Source organism: Sphingomonas sp. Leaf357 (assembly GCF_001423845.1).
In the GTDB taxonomy this organism is placed as follows: Bacteria; Pseudomonadota; Alphaproteobacteria; order Sphingomonadales; family Sphingomonadaceae; genus Sphingomonas.
Map to the genome: position 1 here is coordinate 291,819 of NZ_LMPM01000002.1, position 23,866 is coordinate 315,684.

14 protein-coding genes are annotated in these 23,866 nt (G+C 63.9%); 9 read left to right on the forward strand and 5 right to left on the reverse strand.

Features of this window, described 5'->3' with window-relative positions:
* Positions 1-29: 29 nt before the first annotated feature.
* The 3 genes from ASG11_RS14440 to rplA all read left to right on the forward strand — a co-directional run bounded on the left by ASG11_RS14440 (position 30) and on the right by rplA (position 2,330).
* Positions 30-782: an outer membrane protein gene (locus tag ASG11_RS14440; RefSeq protein ID WP_055781597.1), complete on the forward strand. Its 753-nt coding sequence runs from the start codon at positions 30-32 to the stop codon at positions 780-782.
* A gap of 419 nt (positions 783-1,201) precedes the next feature.
* Positions 1,202-1,633 carry a 50S ribosomal protein L11 gene (rplK, locus tag ASG11_RS14445; protein WP_055781600.1) on the forward strand — a complete coding sequence of 144 codons (432 nt, stop codon included), beginning with the start codon at positions 1,202-1,204 and terminating at the stop codon, positions 1,631-1,633.
* A gap of 4 nt (positions 1,634-1,637) precedes the next feature.
* The gene (gene rplA, locus ASG11_RS14450; RefSeq protein ID WP_055781603.1) at positions 1,638-2,330 is read left to right on the forward strand and encodes a 50S ribosomal protein L1; all 693 of its coding nucleotides are present in this window, start codon (positions 1,638-1,640) and stop codon (positions 2,328-2,330) included.
* Between the two features lie 56 nt (positions 2,331-2,386).
* Here rplA and ASG11_RS14455 read toward each other — a convergent pair whose 3' ends face one another.
* Both ASG11_RS14455 and ASG11_RS14460 read right to left on the reverse strand, forming a co-directional pair.
* Positions 2,387-3,400 carry a hypothetical protein gene (locus tag ASG11_RS14455; protein ID WP_055781606.1) on the reverse strand — a complete coding sequence of 338 codons (1,014 nt, stop codon included), beginning with the start codon at positions 3,398-3,400 and terminating at the stop codon, positions 2,387-2,389.
* 349 nt (positions 3,401-3,749) lie between these two features.
* A complete protein-coding gene (locus ASG11_RS14460; protein ID WP_055781608.1) occupies positions 3,750-6,245 on the reverse strand; it encodes a PhoX family protein in 2,496 nt (831 codons plus the stop codon).
* 490 nt (positions 6,246-6,735) lie between these two features.
* Here ASG11_RS14460 and ASG11_RS14465 point away from each other — a divergent pair, with 490 nt between their 5' ends.
* From ASG11_RS14465 to rplL, 3 genes are all read left to right on the forward strand, one after another.
* A complete protein-coding gene (locus ASG11_RS14465) occupies positions 6,736-6,969 on the forward strand; it encodes a type II toxin-antitoxin system VapB family antitoxin (RefSeq protein WP_055782724.1) in 234 nt (77 codons plus the stop codon).
* A 352-nt stretch (positions 6,970-7,321) separates the two neighbouring features.
* Positions 7,322-7,837, forward strand: a complete 516-nt coding sequence (gene rplJ / locus ASG11_RS14470) for a 50S ribosomal protein L10 (protein ID WP_055781611.1) — start codon at positions 7,322-7,324, stop codon at positions 7,835-7,837.
* Positions 7,838-7,925: 88 nt separating this feature from the next.
* Positions 7,926-8,303 (forward strand): 50S ribosomal protein L7/L12, encoded by a 378-nt coding sequence (rplL, locus tag ASG11_RS14475; protein WP_055781615.1) that lies wholly within the window; start codon positions 7,926-7,928, stop codon positions 8,301-8,303.
* Positions 8,304-8,451: 148 nt separating this feature from the next.
* Here rplL and ASG11_RS14480 read toward each other — a convergent pair whose 3' ends face one another.
* The 3 genes from ASG11_RS14480 to ASG11_RS18820 form a co-directional block, all read right to left on the reverse strand.
* Complete coding sequence (locus ASG11_RS14480; protein WP_055781617.1) at positions 8,452-10,407, reverse strand: CocE/NonD family hydrolase; 1,956 nt, start codon at positions 10,405-10,407, stop codon at positions 8,452-8,454.
* A gap of 73 nt (positions 10,408-10,480) precedes the next feature.
* Entirely contained in the window at positions 10,481-11,578 is a 1,098-nt protein-coding gene (locus tag ASG11_RS14485; RefSeq protein ID WP_236697531.1) for a hypothetical protein, read from the reverse strand.
* Positions 11,579-11,742: 164 nt separating this feature from the next.
* Complete coding sequence (locus ASG11_RS18820; protein ID WP_156363821.1) at positions 11,743-13,116, reverse strand: hypothetical protein; 1,374 nt, start codon at positions 13,114-13,116, stop codon at positions 11,743-11,745.
* Positions 13,117-13,584: 468 nt separating this feature from the next.
* Here ASG11_RS18820 and rpoB point away from each other — a divergent pair, with 468 nt between their 5' ends.
* The 3 genes from rpoB (at position 13,585) to ASG11_RS14510 (ending at position 23,802) form a co-directional block, all read left to right on the forward strand.
* Positions 13,585-17,739: a DNA-directed RNA polymerase subunit beta gene (gene rpoB, locus ASG11_RS14500; RefSeq protein ID WP_055781622.1), complete on the forward strand. Its 4,155-nt coding sequence runs from the start codon at positions 13,585-13,587 to the stop codon at positions 17,737-17,739.
* A 163-nt stretch (positions 17,740-17,902) separates the two neighbouring features.
* A complete protein-coding gene (gene rpoC / locus ASG11_RS14505; RefSeq protein WP_055781626.1) occupies positions 17,903-22,189 on the forward strand; it encodes a DNA-directed RNA polymerase subunit beta' in 4,287 nt (1,428 codons plus the stop codon).
* Between the two features lie 365 nt (positions 22,190-22,554).
* Complete coding sequence (locus ASG11_RS14510) at positions 22,555-23,802, forward strand: hypothetical protein (protein WP_156363822.1); 1,248 nt, start codon at positions 22,555-22,557, stop codon at positions 23,800-23,802.
* Positions 23,803-23,866 lie beyond the last annotated feature (64 nt).

Here is a 23,866-nt window from a genome sequence, read left to right on the forward strand (position 1 = left end):
CGACCTCGCATTCAGCGGGGAGCTTATCTGTGAAATCGAAGCATTACATCATCATCGCCGGCGTTCTGGGCACGGCGTTCATGGCCGGTTCGGCCGGCGCTCAGGAAGCGGAAGCCGAAAAGGGCTTCTATGTCGGGCTGTCGGGGGCCCTGGCGGCGGTACAGGATACCGACATCGCCTATTACGACGCCGGCGGCACCTTCGGCGGCACCGGCGCGACGGATCGCGTCGACGGCCATGCGGAACTCAAGAACGCCGCCCAGTTCGCCGCGACGATCGGCTACGATTTCGGCGTGATCCGCAGCGATGTCGAGATCGCCTATTCGCGCAACCGCATCTCCGCGATCGCGCTGGATCGGCTCAACGGCTCGGCCGTCACGCTGACGGCAGCCGATGCCGCCGACGTGTGCGACTATCTGGAAATTGCCGGCTGCGCGCTGAGCGGCAACAAGATCTCCTTCTCGGGCGGCCCCAAGGTGCGCCAGCTGTCGGCGCTCGCCAACGTCTGGGCCGATCTGCCGATCGGCAGCGTCATCACGCCCTATGCCGGCGGCGGTCTCGGCATCGCCGGGTTCGAACTGGAAGGCGACGGCAAGGCGCGCTTCGCCTGGCAGCTCGGCGCCGGCGTCCACATCGCGGTCTCGCCGCATGTCGGGATCACCGTCGATTACCGCCACCGCCAGGCCCAGGGTGCCACCCTGCCCTACGACGCGGTGTCCGGCACCACGATCGGCAAGATCCGCACCAACAGCTTCGGGGCAGGACTGCGCTTCACGTTCTAAACGCCCCGAAGACCGCGCCGCACGGGGATGACTCCATTTCCCCGCGCGGCGCGGTTTTTTTTATGATTTATCTGAACAGGTTCGCGTGAGCCGCTCAAGCGCCACCGAAAGCGATCCCACAAGATCGAGACGGTATTTTCAACACCCTCTTCGCCCCTAACCGGAGACGATGGGGACCTACCCGGTCAGCCCCAGGTCACTCCGCGTTCCCATGGGTATGCTCTGTCCGAACGAGAGGCCCAGAACCTTGCCGGCAAAATCCAACATTGCAACTTCCCCCCGCTTCCGCTAACGCGCGGCGCTTCCAACGCTATCGCTGTGGAAATCCCTGCGGGAGGACGTTTTCGGGCGTCCGCTTGTACCGCTAGACTTGAACCGGCCGTGGCGCTTCCGGGTGCCGGGCCAACATAGAGAGTGACATGGCTAAAAAGATTACCGGCTATATCAAGCTGCAGGTGCCTGCAGGCAAGGCCAACCCCTCCCCGCCGATCGGCCCCGCTTTGGGCCAGCGCGGCGTGAACATCATGGAATTCTGCAAGGCGTTCAACGCCTCGACCGGCGATCAGGAAGTCGGCACGCCGCTGCCGACCGTGATCACCGTCTATGCCGACCGCTCGTTCTCGTTCGAGACGAAGACGCCGCCGGCCTCGTATCTGATCAAGAAGGCCGCGAACCTGAAGTCGGGCTCCAAGGAGCCGGGCAAGGTGGTCGCCGCGAAGATCAAGCGCTCGCAGCTGGCCGATATCGCCACCGCGAAGATGAAGGATCTGAACGCCAACGATCTCGAGGCGGCGACCCGCATCATCGAAGGTTCCGCCCGCGCGATGGGCCTCGAAGTGGTGGAGGGCTGAGATCATGGCATTCGTGAGCAAGAAGCAGAAGGCGATCACGATCGATCGCGAAAAGCTCCATAACATCGACGAAGCGATCGCTTTGGCGAAAGCCGGGGCCACCTCGAAGTTCGACGAGACGATCGAAGTCGCGCTGAACCTCGGCGTCGACCCCCGCCACGCCGACCAGATGGTCCGCGGCGTCGTCACCCTCCCCAAAGGCACCGGCAAAACCGTCCGCGTAGGCGTGTTCGCCAAGGGCGCGAAGGCCGACGAAGCCCGTGAGGCCGGTGCCGACGTGGTCGGTGCGGAAGACCTGATGGAGCTCGTCCAGGGCGGTACGATCGATTTCGATCGCTGCATCGCGACCCCGGACATGATGGGCGTCGTCGGTCGCCTCGGCAAGATCCTCGGCCCGAAGGGCATGATGCCGAACCCGAAGCTCGGTACCGTGACGATGAACGTCGGTGAAGCCGTGAAGGCAGCCAAGGGCGGCCAGATCGAATATCGCGTCGAGAAGGCCGGTATCATCCACAGCGGCATCGGCAAGGCGAGCTTCCCGGCAGAAGACCTGCGGGCGAATTTCGACGCGCTGGTGGATGCGGTCGTCAAGGCCAAGCCGTCGGGCGCCAAGGGCAAGTACGTCCGCAAGGTCGCCGTGAGCTCGACCATGGGCGCGGGCATCAAGGTGGACGTGGCGGAAGTCGCAGCCGCTTAAGCCGGGTCCGATCGACACGAAGGGGGCCGGGAGCAATCCCGGCCCTTTTTTTATGGTCAAATGGCGTTCGGTACGGCGTTGGGATCGTGCAGCGCCTGGGTGGCGGTGCCCAGCACGGCGTGGCGCGCGCGAAGGCTGGCGTCGAGGAATGGTGTGTTGAGGCTGACGAAGCGCCGCGGCGTCATGCCGAGAAACGCATTCGCATCGCGAAGGAAATGCGACACATCGAAATAGCTGCCGTCGAGCAACGAATAATCCGCGGCATCGCGCGACGCGCTGATGCGCAGGAACGACCGCAGGAACCGCGCGCGGCGCAGCAGCAGCTTGGGCGGAAAGCCGAAATGGCGGATCGACAGCCGGCGCATCGAATGCTGCTCGATGCCGAGTTCCGCCGCCGCCGCCGGGATCTCGACCGGGCCGTCGCGCGTGATGAGCGCCATAAGGCGGCGGATCAGGGGCTCGTCGGGACAGGTCGGCCCGAGTTCGGCGCGGAGCAGGCGGTCCAGTGTCGGCGCGACCATGTCCTCGCGCTCGCAGGCATAGAGCGCGGCCAGCAATCGAGCGGGGAAATCCCCCGTCATCGCCTGTTCCAACGGCAAGACCCGATCGCGCACATCGGCCGCATTGCCCGGAAACAACCGGCTCCAGCCCAGCGCGCTGATCCCGAACCCGATCAGCACCCCGCCATTCGTGGTCGCGCGGAGCGCCTGGCTGGTCGGGCCGAACAAGCTGACGTCGGGCACCGGGTCGAACACGTTTTTGCCGATCGCGACCGAAAAGGGTGCCGCGTCGAGCGCGATGCGGACATTGGCCGTGCCGGGCAGGAACCAGTCCACCTGCCCCGCGGCATGCGGTCCGTGCGCGGTATAGACGTGATAACCCGTGATATAATCGGCCAGATCGGCCGCCGGCTGATCGTAGCGGATCGTCAGGCCTGGCGGCATCGCGAAGACCTCGGACGCGATGCCCGGCATGTTGGTGCCGCCGGCGATCCAATCTTCGGCGATCGCATGCGGCGCGTCCGATCCGCCACGCGCTCCGCCGATCGTCTTCGATCCCTTGGTCCCCACGCCACCCCCTTCGCCGTCACGACATCGTGCCGGATCCCAGCCGCCCCCGGCCGTCTGCCTTCACGTCCCGATTGGGATTTGTATGAAAACGACATTTTTGTCTGTGAGAAATATCGTGCGAGCGCAATGCGCAGTTCGGGGTATCAACCGAATAGCTCGGTTCGATCATGGGGCGATGCCGAAACCGCCGCAGAGCTTGCGCCGTTGTCAGGCATCGCCGCGAGGGATGGACGGGAAAGAGAACGGTAATCTAGGACGTCGACGGCAGCGGCGACCGCTCATGTCGAAAGGGCCGGGATCCCTCCCGGCCCTTTGCCCATCCGGTTCTCGGCCGCCCTCTCCCCGAGGGTCAAAGCCCGACGATGCCGCCGTCCGTCCTGGTGATGACGATCGTCGCGGATCGCGGGCGCACCGGGCTGGCCGGCGCTCCGGTCTGGCTGGCGGGCCAGCTGCTGCTGATCGCGGCGACGGTGCCATTCTCGCCCGGATGCTGGATGTTGACGAACACCGATTTGCCGTCCGGCGTCGAGAAGATGCCGGTGATCTCGCACTCCCGCGGCCCGACCAGGAAACGTCGGAGCGCGGTGCCCGGAGCCTTGCCGACGCGCGTGCTCTGGGTGCCGCTGGTCGTGCCGATCGTGTTGGTGATCGTCTTCACCCCGCCATCGCCGACCACACCCGGGATCGCCGCGAGCATCATGCAGTTGGTCACGTCGGTATAGGCGCCGTCATCGGTCTGGATCCACATCAGCGGAGTCGCATTGCCGGTGACGTTGCTGGGCAGGCCGAACCACAGGCCGTCGGGCGAGGAGAAATCGTTGGTCGCGTCCAGCCCCGACAGGTTGATGTTGACGGGATCGAGATCGGCACCAGCGCCGAACGCATAGATGTCCCAGGCAAAGCTCAGCGCCTCGGACGTGTCGCCGGTTTCGCGCAGCCGGATCACATGGCCGTTGGGATTGCCGCTGACCGTCGCGGCGGTGACGGTCGGATTGGTCGCGGCGTTGCGCTGGTCGACATAGGCGCGCGGATTGGCCCAGTCGGTGTTGGCGACGGTGCGCGAGCTGTTGTTGGTCAGCGTGAGGTACATCTCGCCGGTCGCGGGGTTGACCGCGGTCCATTCGGGGCGATCCATCCGCGTCGCGCCGAGCGCATCGGCGGCCAGGCGCGTGTTGATCAGCACATCGGCCTGATCGGCGAAAGGGTAGGTCGTGTTGGCCGAGGTCAGCGGCCCGGTACCGAACACCAACGGCAGCCACTGGCCCGAGCCGTCCGAATTGAGCTTGGCGACATAGAGCGTGCCCGCATCGAGATATTTGTCGCCGATCGCCAGGCGATTGCTCGCGGTCGCGTCGGCAGCGGACCACGCCGCATTCGAGACGAATTTGTAGACATATTCGTTCTGCGCATCGTCGCCCATGTAGAAAGCGGGCTTCACCCCGGCGATGGTGCGGCCGATGACGCAGCCTTCATGGTTCATGCGGCCGAGCGCGGTGCGCTTGCGCGGCGTGGAGGCGGCATCGAACGGATCGATCTCGACCACCCAGCCGAACTGGAACGGTTCGTGACGGAAATCGCCGGTGCCATCTGCGGCGGTGGCGGCATTGGCGGTGGCGTTCCAGCGCGCGTAGATCGTGCTGGACGTGTCGGCTGGGGTAACGGTCGACCAGCCATAATTGCCGGTCCGCGCCTCCGGAATGCCGTAGCGGGTGAGCGAGGTGTTTTCCTTGGCACCCCCGGCGGCGGTGCGCACGGCCGCGTCACCGGTGTTGCGACGGAAATAGCCCGCCCAATTTTCCTCGTTGGTCAGATAGGTGTTCCACGGCATCGTGCCGTTGGCGCAATTGTTGATCGTGCCACGTCCTGCGGAGCCGTCCGGCGAATAGCGCGTCTTGAGCTGCGTCGCGCCCTTGGCCGGGCCGCTAAAGGCCATCGGCGTCAACGGCGTGATGCGGCGGTTCAGCGCACCGGTGGGCGCATAGCTCCAGGTCGTCGCACGGTTGACCTCGATCACCGACACGCCGTGGCACTCCATTTCCTTGAGCGCTTCGGCTTCCGGACGCGCACCCCCGACCGTGGTAGGGCCGGCGGGATGGAGATAGACCTGCGTGATGTTCTCGTGGTTCATCACCAGCAAGCCGCGCGTGCTGCTGGCGGGATCCGGCGCAGTGCCGGTCGCGGATAGGCCGAAATACGTCATGCCGTCATGATGATCGCCCGCCCGCCTCGAGAAGGTCGTGTCGCTGCCGTCATTGGCATAGGTGCCGACGCCCGACAGCATCGGATCGCCGAGCCGGTACAAGACGGTGACGCTGTAGCCGGCGGGCACCGTGACGATGTCGTCCCGGTTCTTGGCCACGGCGGTGAAGCCCAGCACCGCCGGCGTCACCGTGACGGTCGTGTCGGAATTGGCCCCTGCCCCGCCGGTGCCGACCGCCGTGAAGCGGAACACCAACGGCGTGGAGGCCGTGACGGCCGGGGCGGTGAAGGTGACGGTCGTCTTGTCGACCACCGCCAGCGTGACGGCAGGACCGCTGACCTGCGTCCACACCGCGTTGGTCGTCGTGCCCGACACCGTCGCCACGAGCGTGACCAGTCGGCCCGCGCTGGTCGTGACGGCCGACCCCGCGGACACCGTCGGTGCCGGATCGACTTCGTCCGATCCGCACGCCGATACCAAGGCCCCGCCGAACACCGCGGTCGCCGCCGCCGATATCCCGCCGAACAGCGTCTGGCGGCGCGAATAGCGTACCGCGATCAGATCGTTCAGATGCGGGTTGGTCGTGCGGTTGGTGTCGATATCGCCGTCGTCATAGGCGATCGAGAGGTCGGTTACGGTCGTCATGGCTGGTTCCCCGGAGTCGAATTTTCGACGTTGCCGGAGCTGTGGAGGCGCAGCATGAAAGCCCCATGGCGTGCCCATGTCGGATGCACGACTCTTTCACGACGGTTTTGAGACAGATCATAACCATCCGCCCCTCATTCGATGCTTTACCCTCACCACGTATTCGTCATTCCCGCGCAGGCGGGGATCCATACTGGCTTAATTCTCCCTCCGTAAACGGCGTCGGAGCTTATGGAATCCCACCTTGGATGGCTTTAAGAGCGGCCTGCTCTGCTAAAACCGTCACCCCGGACTTGTTCCGGGGTCCACCAGGCGGCTTTTCGCTACGAACAATGGTGTGATTATCGAGTTCGCGGCGCAGTGGACCCCGGAACAAGTCCGGGGTGACGGGGAGTTTGGGATAAAGGACCCCAAAATAATGAATGTCGATTGGCCCTAATGGGTCAGGCGTCAAACGATGCTATACTCGTGCCTCAAGCCGGAGATCGACATGCGAACCACCCTTGTCCTCGACGACGCCCTCGTCGCAACCGCCCAGTCGTTCACAGGCCTCCGGGGGAAGTCCGCACTGGTTCGCGAGGTGTTGAAGGCACTCATCGAACGGGAGAGTGCGCGGCGCCTGGCCCTGCTCGGCGACAGCGACCCAATGCGATCGCTGCCCCCCGTCACCAGGAAATGTGATGTGATGATCTTGGTCGAGACCTCCTCCGCGATCGACGGCTGAAGGCGGCCGCCGAAACTCTGGGCATCGCCGATGCCGAAGGCCCATGAGCCGCAAAACTTGACTCTCGCCAATATCCCGCTAATGGCGCGCTCTCGTCCGGTTTGGGTTCGCCTGCGCCGGAATACCGTCCGAGACAGCAGGGGCCGGCTTCCGGCTTAATATCCTGCCTAGACGGGGAATGGAATTTCACGCCGCAACCGGGTTCGCCCGTGCGGTCTGCTTTGGTCCGCTTTAATAAGCGGCCCTGTCCCATGCCCCAATCGACGGACAACCCGAAGGCACGGTTAGTCGTGCCTCCGGTTTCAACCGGCCTGTGTGTTTCGGCACGCAGGTCAGACACGTGGAGAATGGCATGGATCGTGCTCAAAAGACCGAGCTCGTCGCCGAACTGAACCAGACGTTTGCCGAAGTCGGCGTGGTGGTCGTCACCCGCAACCTCGGCATGACGGTGGCGCAGTCGACCAAGCTGCGTAACGCGATGCGTGACGCGGGGGCGACCTACAAGGTCTCGAAGAACAAGCTTGCCAAGATCGCGCTCGATGGCACCGACTACCTCTCGCTGGGCGACATGCTCACCGGGCCGGTTGGCCTTGCCACCTCGATCGACCCGGTCGCAGCCGCCAAGGTGGCTGTCGAATTCGCGAAGACGAACGACAAGTTCGAAATCGTGGGCGGGGCGATGGGTGCGACTGCCCTCGACGTAGACGGCGTCAAGGCGCTCGCGACGATGCCGTCGCTGGATGAACTGCGTGCCAAGATCGTCGGTCTCATCGTTGCCCCGGCAACGAAGATCGCCACGATCGCGCAGGCTCCCGCGGCTCAGCTCGCGCGCGTCCTGTCCGCCTATGCGGAGAAGGAAGCAGCCTGAGGCAACTCAGAGCTTTTCGAGACTATTCGTTTGAACTGAACCCGATGGGGCCGCCAGATTTTCACGGCCCTGACAATGGAGAATACACATGGCAGACCTGAACGCGCTGGTAGACAGCCTGAGCGCATTGACCGTCCTGGAAGCCGCTGAGCTTTCGAAGATGCTCGAAGAAAAGTGGGGCGTTTCGGCAGCAGCAGCTGTCGCAGCCGCTCCGGCCGGTGCCGGCGGCGCAGCCGCTCCGGCCGCTGAAGAGCAGACCGAATTCGACGTCATCCTGACGGGCGACGGCGGCAAGAAGATCAACGTCATCAAGGAAGTCCGTGCGATCACCGCGCTCGGCCTGACCGAAGCCAAGACGCTGGTCGAGTCCGCTCCGAAGGCCATCAAGGAAGGCGTTTCGAAGGACGAAGCCGAGAAGATCAAGAAGCAGCTTGAAGAAGCCGGCGCGACCGTCGAGATCAAGTAAGCCGCGGCGGGAGAGACGGGCCATTCTGGCCCGCACTCCCGCAAGGCCGGCCGGCGCGGCATGCCGCGTCCGACGAGCATGGGCTTTGCCCATGCTGGCCGAAGCGAAAAGAAAGGGCGGCCCCAGCAATGGGACCGCCCTTTTTTTGTTACTTTACCATCGCCGCGCTCTGGTCCACGGCCACGACCGGCAACCACACCGCGCTCGCCTGCGCGCCGCCGCGCTCGATCGTTACCGTCGCCTTCGTGTAATCCGACTTCTTCGCCAGGAAGATGTTGGACACGAACTTCTGCGGGTTGCGGTCGTAGAGCGGGAACAGGCTGGACTGGACCTGCACCATGATGCGGTGCCCTGGCTGGAACACGTGGTTCACGGTCGGCAGGCGGAACTTGTAGCGTTGCACCTTGCCCGCCGGGATCGCCGATGGCTTGGCGAAACTGTCACGATACCGGCCACGGAAGATGTCGAGGCTGATCGGCAGCTGATAGCCGCCCATCTTCGGATCGGTGGCGTTCTCGTCCGGATAGACGTCGATCACCTTGACGACGAAATCGCCGTCGGTGCCGGTCGTCTTGGCGAAGATGTCTGCGATCGGCGCGCCGGAGACGCGGACGGCCTCGGACAGGATCGGGGTTTCGTAGGTCATCACATCGGTGCGACCATCGACGCCGCGCTGGTCACTGACCAGCCAGTCCCCCCAGCGGCCGTCGCCGAAATTCACCGGGCGCGGCAGATGTGGCACCGGCTTTGCGGGATCGGAGACGTAGCTGTCCTCCCCTGCCCCGGCCTTCTCGAAGCCGAGACCGCCACTGCCTTGCAGATAGATCGGTTTGAGCGGCGAGGCGCAGCCCTGGTCGCAGGCCAGCGGCCATTGTGCAAAGCGATCCCAGTGATTTTCGCCGGTATTGTAGATCGTCGCGGCGGGCAAAGTCACCGCCGGACCGTCCTTCAGATACTGATTGAACAGCGGTAGGACCATTTCCTCGCGGAACTGCTCCGCCGTATCGCCGCGCCACTGGAACGGGCCAAGGCTGCGGCCCTCGCGGTTGATCTGGCTATGGCGCCAAGGCCCCATGACGAGGAAGTTGTTGCCGGTCTTGCCCTTTGCCTTGAGCGCCTCCCAAGCGGTGATCGCGCCATACATGTCCTCCTGATCCCACAGGCCCTGTTCCCAGATCGTGGGGACATTGGAGGGATTGGCGGCGAGCAACTTGTCCAGCGCCTGGCCCTGCCAGAAGGCGTCGTAGGACGGGTGGGCCAGCATCTTCTGCCAATAGGGCAGTTGCGAATAGCCGGACTTGTCGGCCCACGCCCCGGCCGAGCCGATGTCGCGGAAATTGTCGTAATCGTCGTAACCGCCGGTCGGCGGGACGCTGCCCTTGGCCTTATAACCGGTCTGTCCGCCCAACCAGGCGATGTTGGCCAGGCGGAACGCGCCGTAATGGAACCAGTCGTCGCCCATCCAGCCGTCGATCATCGGACTTTCAGGTGCGGCGACCTTCAGCGCCGGGTGGGGTCCCAGTAGCGCCATCGCCACGGTAAAGCCCTCATAGGACGATCCGATCATCCCGACCTTGCCGTTCGATTCCGGCAGGTTCGCCTTATTCACCAGCCAGTCGATCGTGTCGTAGGCGTCGGTGACGTGATCGACCTTCGTCTTGTTCAGCGGGCCGATCACCGGACGGGTGACGATATAGTCCCCTTCCGATCCGTATTTGCCGCGGATGTCCTGATAGACGCGGATATAGCCGTTGCGGACGAACATCTCGTCGGCCAGCGGCAGGGTGGAGAGCATCGACGAGCTGGTCGTGCGCTTGGCGCGGCTGCCGGCGTCGTACGGTGTGCGAGTCAGGACGATCGGCGCGTTCTTCGCATTCTTGGCGACGACGATGACGGTGAACAGCTTCGTCCCGTCGCGCATCGGGATCATCACCTCGCGCCGCTGATAATCGTCGGCCATCGTCGGCGGGATGAACTTGGCGGGGATGTCGCCACCCGGCGCAGATGCGACCGGCGCGGCATCGGCGCTCTTGGTCGGGGTCTGCTGGGCGGGTGCGGCCACCGCGAGGCCGGCGACGGCGAGAAGGGCAAGCGTGATCTTCATGGAGCGTTCCTCGATCTTCGGATGCTCCAGCTTTGCGCGCCGGATGACTCAAGATCAATCGTGGCGCGAACAATCAGCGGGTGATCGCAAAGCCTTGCGGTCGCTGGCCGACCGCATCGTGCATCCGCGGACCGGCATCGAGACGAAACGGCACCATCTTTTCACCGGCCCCGCGGTCGATGCCGATCACCCAGGCGGAAGCGGTCTGCCCCTGCCCGCCGCCAGCCCAGCCGTACAGGACGTTGACCGAGAACATCGGCACGAAGAAGTTTCTCCCCCCGATCGCGACCGGGACGATCCCCTCCTGGGGTATCATCGCCATGCCGCCGAGCGTGATCGCCTGCCCCGGTGCGAGATCGAACCGCGCGACCAGCGGCTTTTCGATCGATTGCGCAAACAGGAGCTTCAGCATCGCGGCCTGATCGGCGCTGGCGTTCAACAGGCGGATGTCGACGCGGACATCGGTGGCGGGGATCTCGCCGGAATTCCGCAGGCCGATCTCGTAATCGACCGCGCCGCTGGTCAGGTTGGTGCCGGCGCGCACCGGACGCATCGTTACATCGATGCGGGCACGGCCTTCTGGTGTCGCCGCAGTTGCCGGCTGAACCGGAGTGGGTGCCTTGGCGACGAGAGGTGTTGCGGAATCCGCATCGCTGATACCGATGTCTATCGTCTGTGCGGGTTCCGATATGTCGCGATCGCCACGCGATCGGACGCGAAAGACCGCAAATAGCAGCCCGGCCAGCGCGAGAATAGCGAGGCCGAGCCAGAGCCATGGTCCGTTCGACTGCTCGGCTTCCACCGCAGCGGGAAGCGCGACGGTGGGCGTAGCGGCGGGGGTTGGACTGGTCTCGACCGCTGGTTCCGTGGTCGGGGTGGATGTCGCGGCGGGGGACGGTTCGGGAGTCGCGGTCGGGCGTGCCACTGGAGTGGGCGCAACGCGCGGAGTTGGCGTTGCCCTTGGCGCAGGGGCACGCGGCAGAGTGGTTGCCGTCGGCTCCGGCGTGGGGGTCGCTATCGGGGTCGGCGTCGGCGTAGGCACCGGCGTGTCGCTCGGCGAACGGCTGGCGGGCAGGGAAAAGCCGTTGAGGTTCGGGATCAGCGGCGAGGCGTCGTTCTGCGCCCGGGCTGCTCCAGACAGCCCGATCATGGCCAGGAGAGGCAATCGCAAGGTCGCCGGGATCTTTATTCTTCGCACACATGCGCCTTATCGGAAGAATTAGCCGTGCCATACGGCCCGGCGTCGGCTTGCGGCAAGCCGGTGCCGAGGCCGGACAAAGGGAAGGCCCGCCCTCCCCATTAAGAGAAGACGGGCCGGTTCACCGTGCCGAAGGATCAGGCGTGTTCGGGCACGCCCTGCAGATGCGCCGCGATGTCTTCGCGCATCAAGGGGCGGGCGAGCGAGATCGGCTCGATATGCGCGCCGTCGTCGTCGGTCACGCCGATCGAGAAGGTGGCGCAGGTGCGCCCCTCGCTGCCGTCGGGCAGGCGGTAGCGGGCATCGGCCATGATCACCGGCGAGAAATCGGCTTGCTCGCCGAGATCGCGCTTGAGCATCGCCAGCGTCGCGTCGACCCTTGTGCCTTCGCCGGGCTCGATCGTCACCGGGGCGACACCGTCGTCGCCGCGCTCGATCAGCAGGCGTTCCATCTCGGCTTCGCTGGCCGAGCCGTCGGCGAACATAAACGTCGAGATGCGCACGTCCTGAGCCGCGATGTTGCCGGCATTGCCGACGGTCAGCTCGATCTCGACCAAAGCCTCATCGACGTTGCTGCCGGCGCGGACCGGACGCATGGCGAATTCGAGCCACGGGCGGTCGGCAACCGGAGCATCACCGGCGGTCAGCGCTTCGACATCCTCGGCCTCCGCCTCGGCCAAGCTGGCGTCCTCGGTAGCAACCGGAGCGATTTCGTCATTGGCAAAGGCAGCTGCGGCAGCCGGCGCGATCACCGGGGCGGCGCGCAGATATTGCGGCTGTTCGGCCACGACCGGGGTTTCGGCGCGGATCGCGGCAGGGGTGGCGACCGGCTCGGCCACCGGCTCGACATAGGTTTCTTCGTAATAGACCTCTTCGTCTGCACGACGGCGGCGCATCAGGAAGAAGGCGAGCAGGCCGCCGAGAACGACCACGCCGCCGACGATCCATGGCCAGACCGGGGCGCTTTCGGAAACGGTGCTCGTCTGGGTTGCGGCGGTCGATTGAGTTTCCGTTGCGGGTTGTGCGGGGGCCGGCGTTACATCGGCGGGCGCGGCGGCAGCTGGTGCCGGCGCAGGAACTTCGGTGACGGGCGCTGCTGCGACGGGTGCCGGGGCGGCAGGTGCGGCTTCGGCGCGAACCGGAGCAGGACGGCTCACAGCAGCGGTGCGTGCGGTGCGAGCGGGAGCGCGACGCGGCGCTGCTTCGGCGCGGGCGGCTTCGGCCTGGGCCAAAGCTTCCGGTGCAATCGGCGTCGGGCTGTTGGGATCGCCAATGCCGTTACGCGACGTCGCGCCCTGGCTGACCGGTGCCGCTGCGCTCGCCTGCGGCAACGTCGGCACCACTGGCGGCGGCGTTACCGTCGTCTGTACCGGCGGCGTAGCGGCGGCGGGCGGCGGGGTGGCCGCCTCCTGTGCAAAGGCCGGGCCTGCTGTCATCAAAGCGACGGGCAGCAGGGCTGCTGGAACAAGCGCGACGAACGCGCGGCGATGCGGGGGGATGGCGTTTTTCATAACGGAGACTCAATGAAGGGAACCCGGATTCGGACCCGCGAAAGACTCACTTTCAAGGTGAGGCGTTCATTTTCATCGATGAGTTGCGCGAAGTTCACACAAGTTCACGCGAAACGCCCGTTTGCTTGAGCCTCGATGCGGCCTAGCAAGTCTGTCGATGGTCATTGGCAAAGACCGTCATTCTGTAACGTCGCAAATCCAACATTTAAAGCGTCTGCACGCCAACTGCGTTGACTAAATCCAACACCCCGCCTATATCGCGCTCTCACCACAGACCTCGGGAAATGACGTGCCGTCGCGCAGCATGTCGATCGTATTGGGGTCTGCCGGTTTCCAAGACGCCGAAAGCTGCTGTTATCCGAGCACGGACGACACGCGGCTTTTTGCGTTTTCCGCGTGCCCGCCCGGGCGAACCGGGCACTTAAATTTCGGCCTGTCTCAGGCCAAGACCGAGGGCAAAAGACCAATATGGCAACCAAGGCATATGACGGCGGCACGCTGAAGCGCCGCATCCGCAAGGTGTTCGGCAACATCCACGAAGTGGTGCAGATGCCGAACCTGATCGAGGTTCAGCGCGAATCCTACGAGCAGTTCCTGCGCTCCGATCCCTCGATCGGCTATGTCTCCGGTCTCGAAAAGACCCTGCGTTCGGTGTTCCCGATCCGCGATTTCGCCGGCACAGCGGAGCTCGACTTCGTCAATTATGAACTCGAGCCGCCGAAGTTCGACACCGACGAATGCCGCCAGCGCGGCATCACCTATGCCGCGCCGATGCGCGTTACGCTGCGCCTGATCGTGTTCGAGGTGGACGCCGATACCGATGCCCGCTCGGTCCTCGATATCAAGGAGCAGGACGTCTACATGGGCGACATGCCCCTGATGACGGGCAACGGCACCTTCATCATCAACGGCACGGAACGCGTGATCGTCAGCCAGATGCACCGTTCGCCGGGCGTCCTGTTCGACCATGACCGCGGCAAGACGCACGCATCGGGCAAGTACCTCTTCGCCGCGCGCGTGATCCCGTATCGCGGTTCGTGGCTCGATTTCGAGTTCGACGCCAAGGACATCGTCAACGTCCGCATCGATCGCAAGCGCAAGCTGCCGGTAACGGCATTGCTGTACGCACTGGGGATGACCGGCGAGGAGATCCTCAACCACTTCTACAACCGCGTCACCTTCGTGCGCGGCCAGGGTGGCTGGATCATTCCGTTCCAGGCCGAGAACTGGCGTGGCCAGAAGCCGATGTTCGACATCATCGATGCGAAGACAGGCGAGATCGTGTTCCCGTCGGGCCAGAAGATCAGCCCGCGCGCAGCCAACAAGTCGGCCAAGGACGGCCTGACCGACCTGCTGATTCCGACCGAAGAAATCTTCGGCCGCTACAGCGCCTATGACCTGATCAACGAGACCACCGGCCAGATCTATATCGAGGCGGGCGACGAAGTGTCGGCCGAGAATCTCGAATTGCTCGACAAGGCCGGGATCGAGCGGATCGAACTGCTCGACATCGATCACATCGCGACCGGCGCATGGATCCGCAACACGCTGAAGGTCGACAAGGCCGAGGAGCGCGAGCAGGCCCTGTCCGACATCTACCGCGTGATGCGCCCCGGCGAGCCGCCGACGCTGGAGACGGCGGAGTCGCTGTTCTCAGGGCTGTTCTTCGACCCGGATCGCTACGATCTGTCGGCCGTCGGCCGCGTGAAGCTGAACATGCGCCTCGACCTCGATGCCGAGGATACCGTGACGACGCTGCGCAGCGAGGACATCCTGGCCGTGATCAAGACGCTGGTCGACCTGAAGGACGGCAAGGGCGAGATCGACGACATCGACAATCTCGGCAACCGCCGCGTGCGGTCGGTGGGCGAATTGCTCGAGAACCAGTATCGCGTCGGCCTCTTGCGCATGGAGCGTGCGGTCAAGGAGCGCATGTCTTCCGTGGACGTGTCCACGGTCATGCCGAACGACCTGATCAACGCCAAGCCGGCAGTGGCCGCGGTGCGCGAGTTCTTCGGTTCGTCGCAGCTGTCGCAGTTCATGGATCAGACCAACCCGCTGTCGGAAGTGACCCACAAGCGGCGCGTGTCGGCACTCGGGCCAGGTGGTCTGACGCGTGAGCGCGCCGGCTTCGAAGTCCGCGACGTTCACCCGACGCATTATGGCCGCATCTGCCCGATCGAGACGCCGGAAGGCCCGAACATCGGCCTGATCAACAGCCTCGCCTCGTTCAGCCGGGTCAACAAATACGGCTTCATCGAGACGCCGTACCGCAAGGTCGTCGACCACAAGGTGACGGACGACGTCGTGTACCTGTCGGCGATGGAAGAGGCCAAGCACACGATCGCGCAGGCCAACGCCGATCTGGCGGGCGACAACGGCTTCACCGAGGAACTCGTCTCGTCGCGTCAGGCGGGCGAATTCCTGATGGCGATCCCGGACAACATCACGTTGATGGACGTCAGCCCGAAGCAGCTCGTCTCGGTCGCCGCATCGCTCATTCCGTTCCTGGAAAACGATGACGCCAACCGCGCGCTGATGGGATCGAACATGCAGCGTCAGGCCGTGCCGCTGGTCCAGGCCGAGGCGCCGTTCGTCGGCACCGGCATGGAAGAGACGGTCGCCCGGGATTCCGGCGCGGCGATATCGGCCAAGCGCGCCGGCATCGTCGATCAGGTCGATGCGACCCGTATCGTCATCCGTGCGACCGGCGAGGTCGATGCCGGCAAGTCGGGCGTCGACATCTACACGCTGATGAAGTTCCAGCGCTCGAACCAGTCGACCTGCATCAACCAGCGTCCGCTGGTGAAGGTGGGCGACGTGATCCGCGCCGGCGACGTGCTCGCCGACGGCCCGTCGACTGAGTTCGGCGAGCTGGCACTGGGCCGCAACAGCCTGGTCGCGTTCATGCCCTGGAACGGGTACAATTATGAGGATTCGATCCTCATTTCCGAGCGTATCGTGAAGGACGACGTCTTCACCTCGATCCATATCGAGGAATTCGAGGTCATGGCGCGCGACACCAAGCTTGGGCCGGAAGACATCACGCGCGACATCCCGAACGTCGGCGAGGAAGCGCTTCGCAACCTCGACGAAGCGGGCATCGTGTATATCGGTGCCGAGGTCGAGCCGGGCGATATCCTCGCCGGCAAGATCACGCCGAAGGGCGAAAGCCCGATGACGCCGGAAGAAAAGCTGCTCCGCGCGATCTTCGGCGAGAAGGCATCGGACGTGCGCGATACGTCGCTGCGTCTGCCGCCGGGCGTTGCCGGCACGGTCGTCGAAGTGCGCGTGTTCAACCGCCACGGCATCGACAAGGACGAGCGCGCGATGGCGATCGAGCGCGAGGAGATCGAGCGCTTGAAGAAGGATTCGGACGACGAGCGTTCGATCCTCAACCGTGCGACCTGGAGCCGCCTGCGCGAGATGCTCGAAGGGCAGACCGCGACGGCCGTGCCGAAGAACGGCCCCAAAAAGGGTGTCGTGATCGATGCCGACGTGCTCGACAGCGTCGACCGCCACGAATGGTGGAAGTTCGCGGTCGCCGACGACAAGACGCAGAGCGATCTCGAAGCGGTCAAGGTGCAGTATGACGACGCCGTCAAGGTGATTGTCGACAAGTTCCAGGATCGTCGCGAGAAGCTGGAGCGGGGCGACGAGTTGCCGCCGGGCGTGCTGAAGATGGTCAAGGTGTTCGTGGCGGTGAAGCGCAAGCTGCAGCCGGGCGACAAGATGGCCGGCCGTCACGGCAACAAGGGCGTGATCAGCCGCATCCTGCCGGCGGAGGACATGCCGTTCCTCGCCGACGGGACGCCGGTGGACATCGTGCTGAACCCGCTGGGCGTGCCGAGCCGCATGAACGTCGGGCAGATCTTCGAGACGCATCTCGGTTGGGCCGCGCGCAATCTCGGCCAGCAGGTGTATGCCGCGCTGGAAGACTGGCGCGATGCCAATCCGGAGCCGGTGGCGGGCGCGATGCCCGACGCGGTGAAGTCGCGGTTGCTCGAAGTGTATGGCGATCACTATGCGTCCGAGATCGAAGCGCGTGACAGCGACCAGATCATCGAACTCGCGCAGAACCTGCGGACCGGCGTGCCGATGGGCACCCCCGTGTTCGACGGTGCGCGCGAAGCGGACGTCTCGGCGATGCTGTCGCTGGCCGGTCTCGATACGTCGGGTCAGTCGGACCTGTTCGACGGGCGTACCGGCGACAAGTTCGACCGCAAGGTGACCGTGGGCATCATCTACATGCTCAAGCTGCACCATCTGGTCGACGACAAGATCCACGCCCGGTCGATCGGGCCGTACTCGCTCGTCACGCAGCAGCCGCTGGGTGGCAAGGCGCAGTTCGGCGGTCAGCGCTTCGGCGAGATGGAGGTCTGGGCACTCCAGGCCTACGGCGCGGCGTACACCCTGCAGGAAATGCTGACGGTGAAGTCCGACGACGTGGTCGGCCGCACCAAGGTCTACGAGGCGATCGTCAAGGGTGACGACACGTTCGAGGCGGGCATTCCGGAGAGCTTCAACGTGCTCGTCAAGGAAATGCGCTCGCTGGGCCTGAACGTGGAGCTGACGACGGTCGAGCAGTTCGACACCGACGGCGTCGCGATCGCGGCGGAGTAAGCCATCAAGTCCCTCTCCCTGTGGGAGAGGGATTTAGGGTGAGGGTGAGCCTGAGGCTCTGCGGCCGGTCACGGTCACCCTCACCTTCCCACCGGCTTCGCCGGTGGGCCCCTTCCTCTCCCGATGGGAGAGGAGTTAGAATTTCAAGGAAGGCTGTTCACACATGAACGAACTGACCAACTTCGCCAATCCGGTCGCCAAGCCGGAGACCTTCGACCAGATCCAGATCGGCATCGCGTCCCCGGACAAGATACGCTCGTGGTCGTTCGGCGAGATCAAGAAGCCGGAAACCATCAACTATCGCACGTTCAAGCCCGAGCGTGACGGCCTGTTCTGCGCGCGCATCTTCGGTCCGATCAAGGATTACGAATGCCTGTGCGGCAAGTACAAGCGCATGAAGTACAAGGGCATCGTCTGCGAGAAGTGCGGCGTGGAAGTGACCGTGTCGAAGGTCCGCCGCGAGCGCATGGGCCATATCGAGCTGGCCGCGCCGGTCGCGCACATCTGGTTCCTGAAGTCGCTGCCGTCGCGCATCGGCCTGCTGCTCGACATGCAGCTCAAACAGCTCGAGCGCGTGCTGTATTTCGAGGCGTATATCGTGATCGAGCCGGGCATCACCCCGCTCGAAAAGTATCAGCTGATGACCGAGGACGAACTCCTCGACGCGCAGGACGAATATGGTGAGGACGCCTTCACCGCCGGGATCGGCGCGGAAGCCGTGCGCATCATGCTGCAGGATCTCGATCTGGAGGGCGAGCGCAAGGAACTGCTGGAAGAACTGGCGGTCACCAAGTCGGAACTGAAGCCCAAGAAGATCATCAAGCGGCTGAAGGTCGTCGAAAGCTTCATCGATTCGGGCAACAAGCCGGAATGGATGATCCTCGAGGTCGTGCCGGTCATTCCGCCGGAACTGCGTCCGCTGGTGCCGCTGGACGGCGGCCGCTTCGCGACGTCGGATCTGAACGATCTGTACCGCCGCGTGATCAACCGCAACAACCGCCTCAAGCGTCTGATGGAGCTGCGTGCGCCGGACATCATCGTCCGCAACGAAAAGCGCATGCTGCAGGAAGCGGTCGACGCCTTGTTCGACAACGGCCGGCGCGGCCGCACGATCACGGGTGCCAACAAGCGCCCGCTCAAGTCGCTGTCCGACATGCTCAAGGGCAAGCAGGGCCGCTTCCGCCAGAACCTTCTGGGCAAGCGCGTCGATTATTCGGGCCGTTCGGTCATCGTGACCGGTCCGGAACTGAAGCTGCACCAGTGCGGCCTGCCGAAGAAGATGGCGCTTGAGCTGTTCAAGCCGTTCATCTACGCGCGCCTCGACGCCAAGGGCCTGAGCATGACGCTCAAGCAGGCGAAGAAGTGGGTCGAGAAGGAGCGCAAGGAAGTCTGGGACATCCTGGACGAGGTGATCCGCGAGCATCCGGTGATGCTGAACCGCGCCCCTACCCTGCACCGTCTCGGCATCCAGGCGTTCGAACCGGTTCTGATCGAGGGCAAGGCGATCCAGCTTCATCCGCTGGTCTGCTCCGCGTTCAATGCCGATTTCGACGGCGACCAGATGGCCGTGCATGTTCCGCTGTCGCTCGAAGCGCAGCTGGAAGCGCGCGTGCTGATGATGTCGACGAACAACATCCTGTCGCCAGCGAACGGCAAGCCGATCATCGTACCGTCGCAGGACATGGTGCTGGGCCTGTATTACCTGTCGATGCTGAAGGAAGGCGAGCCGGGCGAAGGCATGATGATTTCCGACATGTCGGAAGTGCATCAGGCGCTGGAAGCCGGTGCGGTGACCTTGCACACCAAGATCATCAGCCGCGTTCCGCAGACCGACGAGGCGGGCAAGCCCTACCTCAAGCGGTACGAGACGACGCCGGGCCGCATGCTGCTGGGCGAATGCCTGCCGCAGTCGAGCAAGGTGCCGTTCGACACGGTCAACCGCCTGTTGACCAAGAAGGACGTCGGCGACGTGATCGACGAGGTCTATCGCCACACCGGCCAGAAAGAGACCGTGCTGTTCGCCGACGCGATCATGGCATTGGGCTTCAAGCACGCGTTCAAGGCGGGCATCTCGTTCGGCAAGGACGACATGATCATTCCGGACGCGAAGGTCGGCCTGGTCGATGAGACCAAGGCGCTCGTGAAGGACTTCGAGCAGCAGTATCAGGACGGCCTGATCACGCAGCAGGAGAAGTACAACAAGGTGATCGACGCCTGGAGCCGTTGCGGCGACCAAGTGGCGAACGCGATGATGGACGAGATCAAGTCGGTCAAGAAGTACGAGGACGGCCCGAACAAGGGTCGCGAGAAGCCGATCAACTCGATCTACATGATGGCGCATTCCGGTGCGCGTGGCTCGCAGGCGCAGATCAAGCAGCTTGCCGGCATGCGCGGCCTGATGGCCAAGCCGTCGGGCGAGATCATCGAGACGCCGATCATCTCGAACTTCAAGGAAGGCCTGACCGTCCTCGAATACTTCAACTCCACCCACGGTGCGCGTAAGGGTCTGGCGGACACGGCGCTGAAGACGGCGAACTCGGGATACCTCACCCGCCGTCTGGTCGACGTGAGCCAGGATTGCGTGATCATGGAGCTGGATTGCGGCACCGAACGCGCGCTGGAAATGCGGGCGATCGTGCAGGGCGGTTCGACCATCGCGTCGCTTGGCGAGCGTATCCTGGGCCGCACCACGGCCGAGGATATCGTCGACAGCAAGACCGGCGAGGTCATCATCCCGTCCGGCACGCTGCTGGACGAACCGATGGTCGCGCAGATCGAGGCGATCGGCACGCAATCGTGCAAGATCCGCTCGCCCCTGGTGTGCGAGACGAAGATCGGTGTCTGCGGCAAGTGCTACGGGCGCGATCTCGCGCGCGGTACGCCGGTGAACATCGGCGAGGCTGTCGGCGTCATCGCGGCGCAGTCGATCGGCGAGCCGGGCACGCAGCTGACGATGCGGACGTTCCACATCGGTGGCGCGGCGCAGCTCAACGAAACGTCCAACCTGGAAGCGGTGGCCGACGGCACGATGGAATATCGTGACCTGCGTGTGATCGTCGACCAGCGCGGCCGTCGCGTCGTGCTGAGCCGTTCGGGCGAAGTGGCGATCATCGACATGGACGGCCGCGAGCGTGCGGTTCACCGTATTCCGTACGGCGCGTACGTCCTGTTCGACGACGGCCATATCGTCAGCAAGGGCGACCGGATGGCCGAATGGGATCCGTTCACCATGCCGGTGATCACGGAGAATCCGGGCGTCGTGAAGTATGTCGATCTGATCGAGGGCAAGACGCTCACCGAGCAGGCCGACGAAGCGACCGGCATCTCGCAGCGTGTGGTGACCGAGAACCGCGGCATCGCCAGCAAGAAGGAAGATCTTCGTCCGCGCCTGACCCTGACCGGGGACAGTGCGGAAGAGGCCGGCCGGTACATGCTGGTGGCGGGCGCGACCCTGTCGGTCGAGGATGGCGCCACGGTTCAGGGCGGCGACGTTCTGGCCCGCGTCAGCCGTGAATCGGCCAAGACGCGCGACATCACCGGTGGTCTGCCGCGCGTCGCCGAGCTGTTCGAGGCGCGCAAGCCGAAGGAGAATGCGATCATCGCCAAGGTCTCCGGTCGCGTCGTGTTCGGCAAGGACTACAAGGCCAAGCGCAAGATCGGCATCCAGCCCGAGGACGGCAGCGAGGTCGTGGAGTATCTGGTGCCGAAGTCGAAGGTGATCGACGTGCAGGAAGGCGATTACGTCAAGCGCGGCGATAACCTGATCGGCGGCAGCCCCGATCCGCACGATATTCTGGAAGTGCTCGGTATCGAGCCGCTGGCGGAATATCTCGTCTCGGAAATCCAGGAAGTGTATCGTCTGCAGGGCGTGAAGATCAACGACAAGCACATCGAGACGATCGTTCGTCAGATGCTGCAGAAGGTCGAGATAACCGACGGCGGGGACACCACCCTGCTGGCCGGCGAACAGGTCGATCGCAACGAGATGGACGAGATCAACGACAAGCTGGAGAAGAAGCAGGTCCGGGCGCAGGGCAAGCCCGTCCTGCTCGGCATCACCAAGGCGTCGCTGCAGACCCGCAGCTTCATCTCGGCGGCGTCGTTCCAGGAGACCACCCGAGTCCTCACCGAAGCCTCGGTGCAGGGCAAGAAGGACACGCTGACCGGTCTCAAGGAGAACGTGATCGTGGGTCGCCTGATCCCGGCGGGCACCGGTGCCGGCATGGGCCGCATGCGCATCGCGGCCTCCAGCCGCGACGCGGCGATGCGCGTGTCGCAGCGCAAGATGGCGGAAGTGTCGATCGCGATGGCCAATTCGGCCGCCGAGGAACGCGCCGCCGAAAAGCTGCGCAACGTGGCGGACGATACGGGCGACGATGCGCTGGGCGCGGTGACGACCAGCGGAACTGGCACCGACGCGGATGCGGGCGATTACCTGATCAAGGAATGATCGCCCCGTCCCGATCGGGACTGAGTTGAATTGCCGCCGTCCGGGCAACCGGGCGGCGGCTTTTCTGTTGGAGGGCGCGGAGGTGATCGATTTTTTCGGGCGGGGTACTCGTCGAAGCGAGGCCAATTGCTCCACCGCTTTCACTCATTCCAAGCTATGCGGTCGATTGCTTTAAGGTACGAGAGCTTCCCGATTCTCCATCTTCGATGGACAGTTTCGGGAAAAGCAATCGAGAACAGATTTTTGGGAAGGTGAAGCCAATTGCGGTCTGTCGGTGACCCCACAAGGACTTTCCGGTTAAAACTTTCCAATCGGGAAGGATGATTGGCCTTGGCATGCTCCTGATGCCGTTCAAGGAGAAAGCTATGAAGAAAGCCCGTTCTGTTGCTTGCCTAACAGGATTGCTCCTAGTCTATACGTCGCCGATCGAGGCGAAGGACACTACGCCACCAGTCGCGTCGTTTGATGCGGGAACGGGCTGGGCTTCGTTCGTGAAACTTCTCCACGAGAATTACGGCTACTTCAACAGGCCGGGTGTCGACGGCAATGCAATCCTCGCGGCGTTTGCCGATCGTGCCAAGGCTGCCCGGTCAGACAAGGAATTCATCGACACCCTGCAACTGATATCCCACAACTTTGCCGATCCGCACTTCATCGTTGGTCCACTCGATGGAGGCGACTGGTCAGTGTTTCCTACCGCATCCGATCTGTTCGGTGTGTATGACGGCAAGAACTTCCTGATCGAAGAAGTTCGGGCCGGTGGAGATGCAGCGTCCAAGGGGATACGACCTGGCATGGTGGTCTCGCGCATCGATGGCATATCACCGCGCGCGGTGATCGAGAACATCACCGGACGCGCTTTCACAGCCCTTAGCCCGGTCCAGATCGGCTTCGCGTTCAACGTCGCCCTTGCAGGGCATCGTAAGCAGGGGCGCATGGTGGAAATCAGCGATAGCCAGCGGCATCGCACCTACGCTCTCGCTGCGACTAACGACCTAGCACAACACGTCGAGGATGGCCCGCTTTTAGAGACTGAGCGGCAAGGAACGACCGGGGTCATCCGGATTAACAACTCGCTTGGTAGGCAGGAGTTGATCGACGCGTTCTCAAAGGCGCTCGCCTCCATGGCGGACACAGACGTATTGCTGATTGATCTGCGTGATACTCCCAGCGGAGGCAACACGAGCGTGGCACGGGGGATCATGGGCCACTTTGTGGATCACGACCGACCCTACCAGATGCACGTCATTCCCTATGAAACGCGAGTTTTGGGGCCGACGCGAAAGTTCGTCGAATATGTCGCGCCGTTCGGTACGCGCTATGCCGGCAAGGTCTATGTCGCGGGCGGCCATTGGACAGGCAGTATGGGCGAGGGGCTGATGATCGGCTTCGATGCGATTGGGGCTACGACGGTGGGAACCGATTTGGCCCACCTGCTGGGCGCATTGAGCAATGAAACGATCGATGGCTCGGCTGCAAAGGTGGACATAGGAACTGAGCAACTTTTCACGGTCGCCGGGCTCCCGCGAGAAAGTTACCGGCCGCAAATCTATCTCCCGCGAGCAGAACGCACATCAGAAGGTGATCCCATTCTCGCGGCTATAGCACGTTAAGCCTTCCCATTTCTGGATCGGTTCCGGGAATCGGTAGGTGTTGGATAGCAGCTATCAGCGTGCT

Excerpts from the sequence above, each read along its gene's own strand:
- rplK (WP_055781600.1), top strand. The coding sequence starts at position 1,202 with ATGGCTAAAAAGATTACCGGCTATATCAAGCTGCAGGTGCCTGCAGGC.
- rplA (WP_055781603.1), top strand. The coding sequence starts at position 1,638 with ATGGCATTCGTGAGCAAGAAGCAGAAGGCGATCACGATCGATCGCGAA.
- ASG11_RS14460 (WP_055781608.1), bottom strand. The coding sequence starts at position 6,245 with ATGACGACCGTAACCGACCTCTCGATCGCCTATGACGACGGCGATATC.
- ASG11_RS14465 (WP_055782724.1), top strand. The coding sequence starts at position 6,736 with ATGCGAACCACCCTTGTCCTCGACGACGCCCTCGTCGCAACCGCCCAG.
- rplJ (WP_055781611.1), top strand. The coding sequence starts at position 7,322 with ATGGATCGTGCTCAAAAGACCGAGCTCGTCGCCGAACTGAACCAGACG.
- rplL (WP_055781615.1), top strand. The coding sequence starts at position 7,926 with ATGGCAGACCTGAACGCGCTGGTAGACAGCCTGAGCGCATTGACCGTC.
- ASG11_RS14480 (WP_055781617.1), bottom strand. The coding sequence starts at position 10,407 with ATGAAGATCACGCTTGCCCTTCTCGCCGTCGCCGGCCTCGCGGTGGCC.
- ASG11_RS18820 (WP_156363821.1), bottom strand. The coding sequence starts at position 13,116 with ATGAAAAACGCCATCCCCCCGCATCGCCGCGCGTTCGTCGCGCTTGTT.
- rpoB (WP_055781622.1), top strand. The coding sequence starts at position 13,585 with ATGGCAACCAAGGCATATGACGGCGGCACGCTGAAGCGCCGCATCCGC.
- rpoC (WP_055781626.1), top strand. The coding sequence starts at position 17,903 with ATGAACGAACTGACCAACTTCGCCAATCCGGTCGCCAAGCCGGAGACC.
- ASG11_RS14510 (WP_156363822.1), top strand. The coding sequence starts at position 22,555 with ATGAAGAAAGCCCGTTCTGTTGCTTGCCTAACAGGATTGCTCCTAGTC.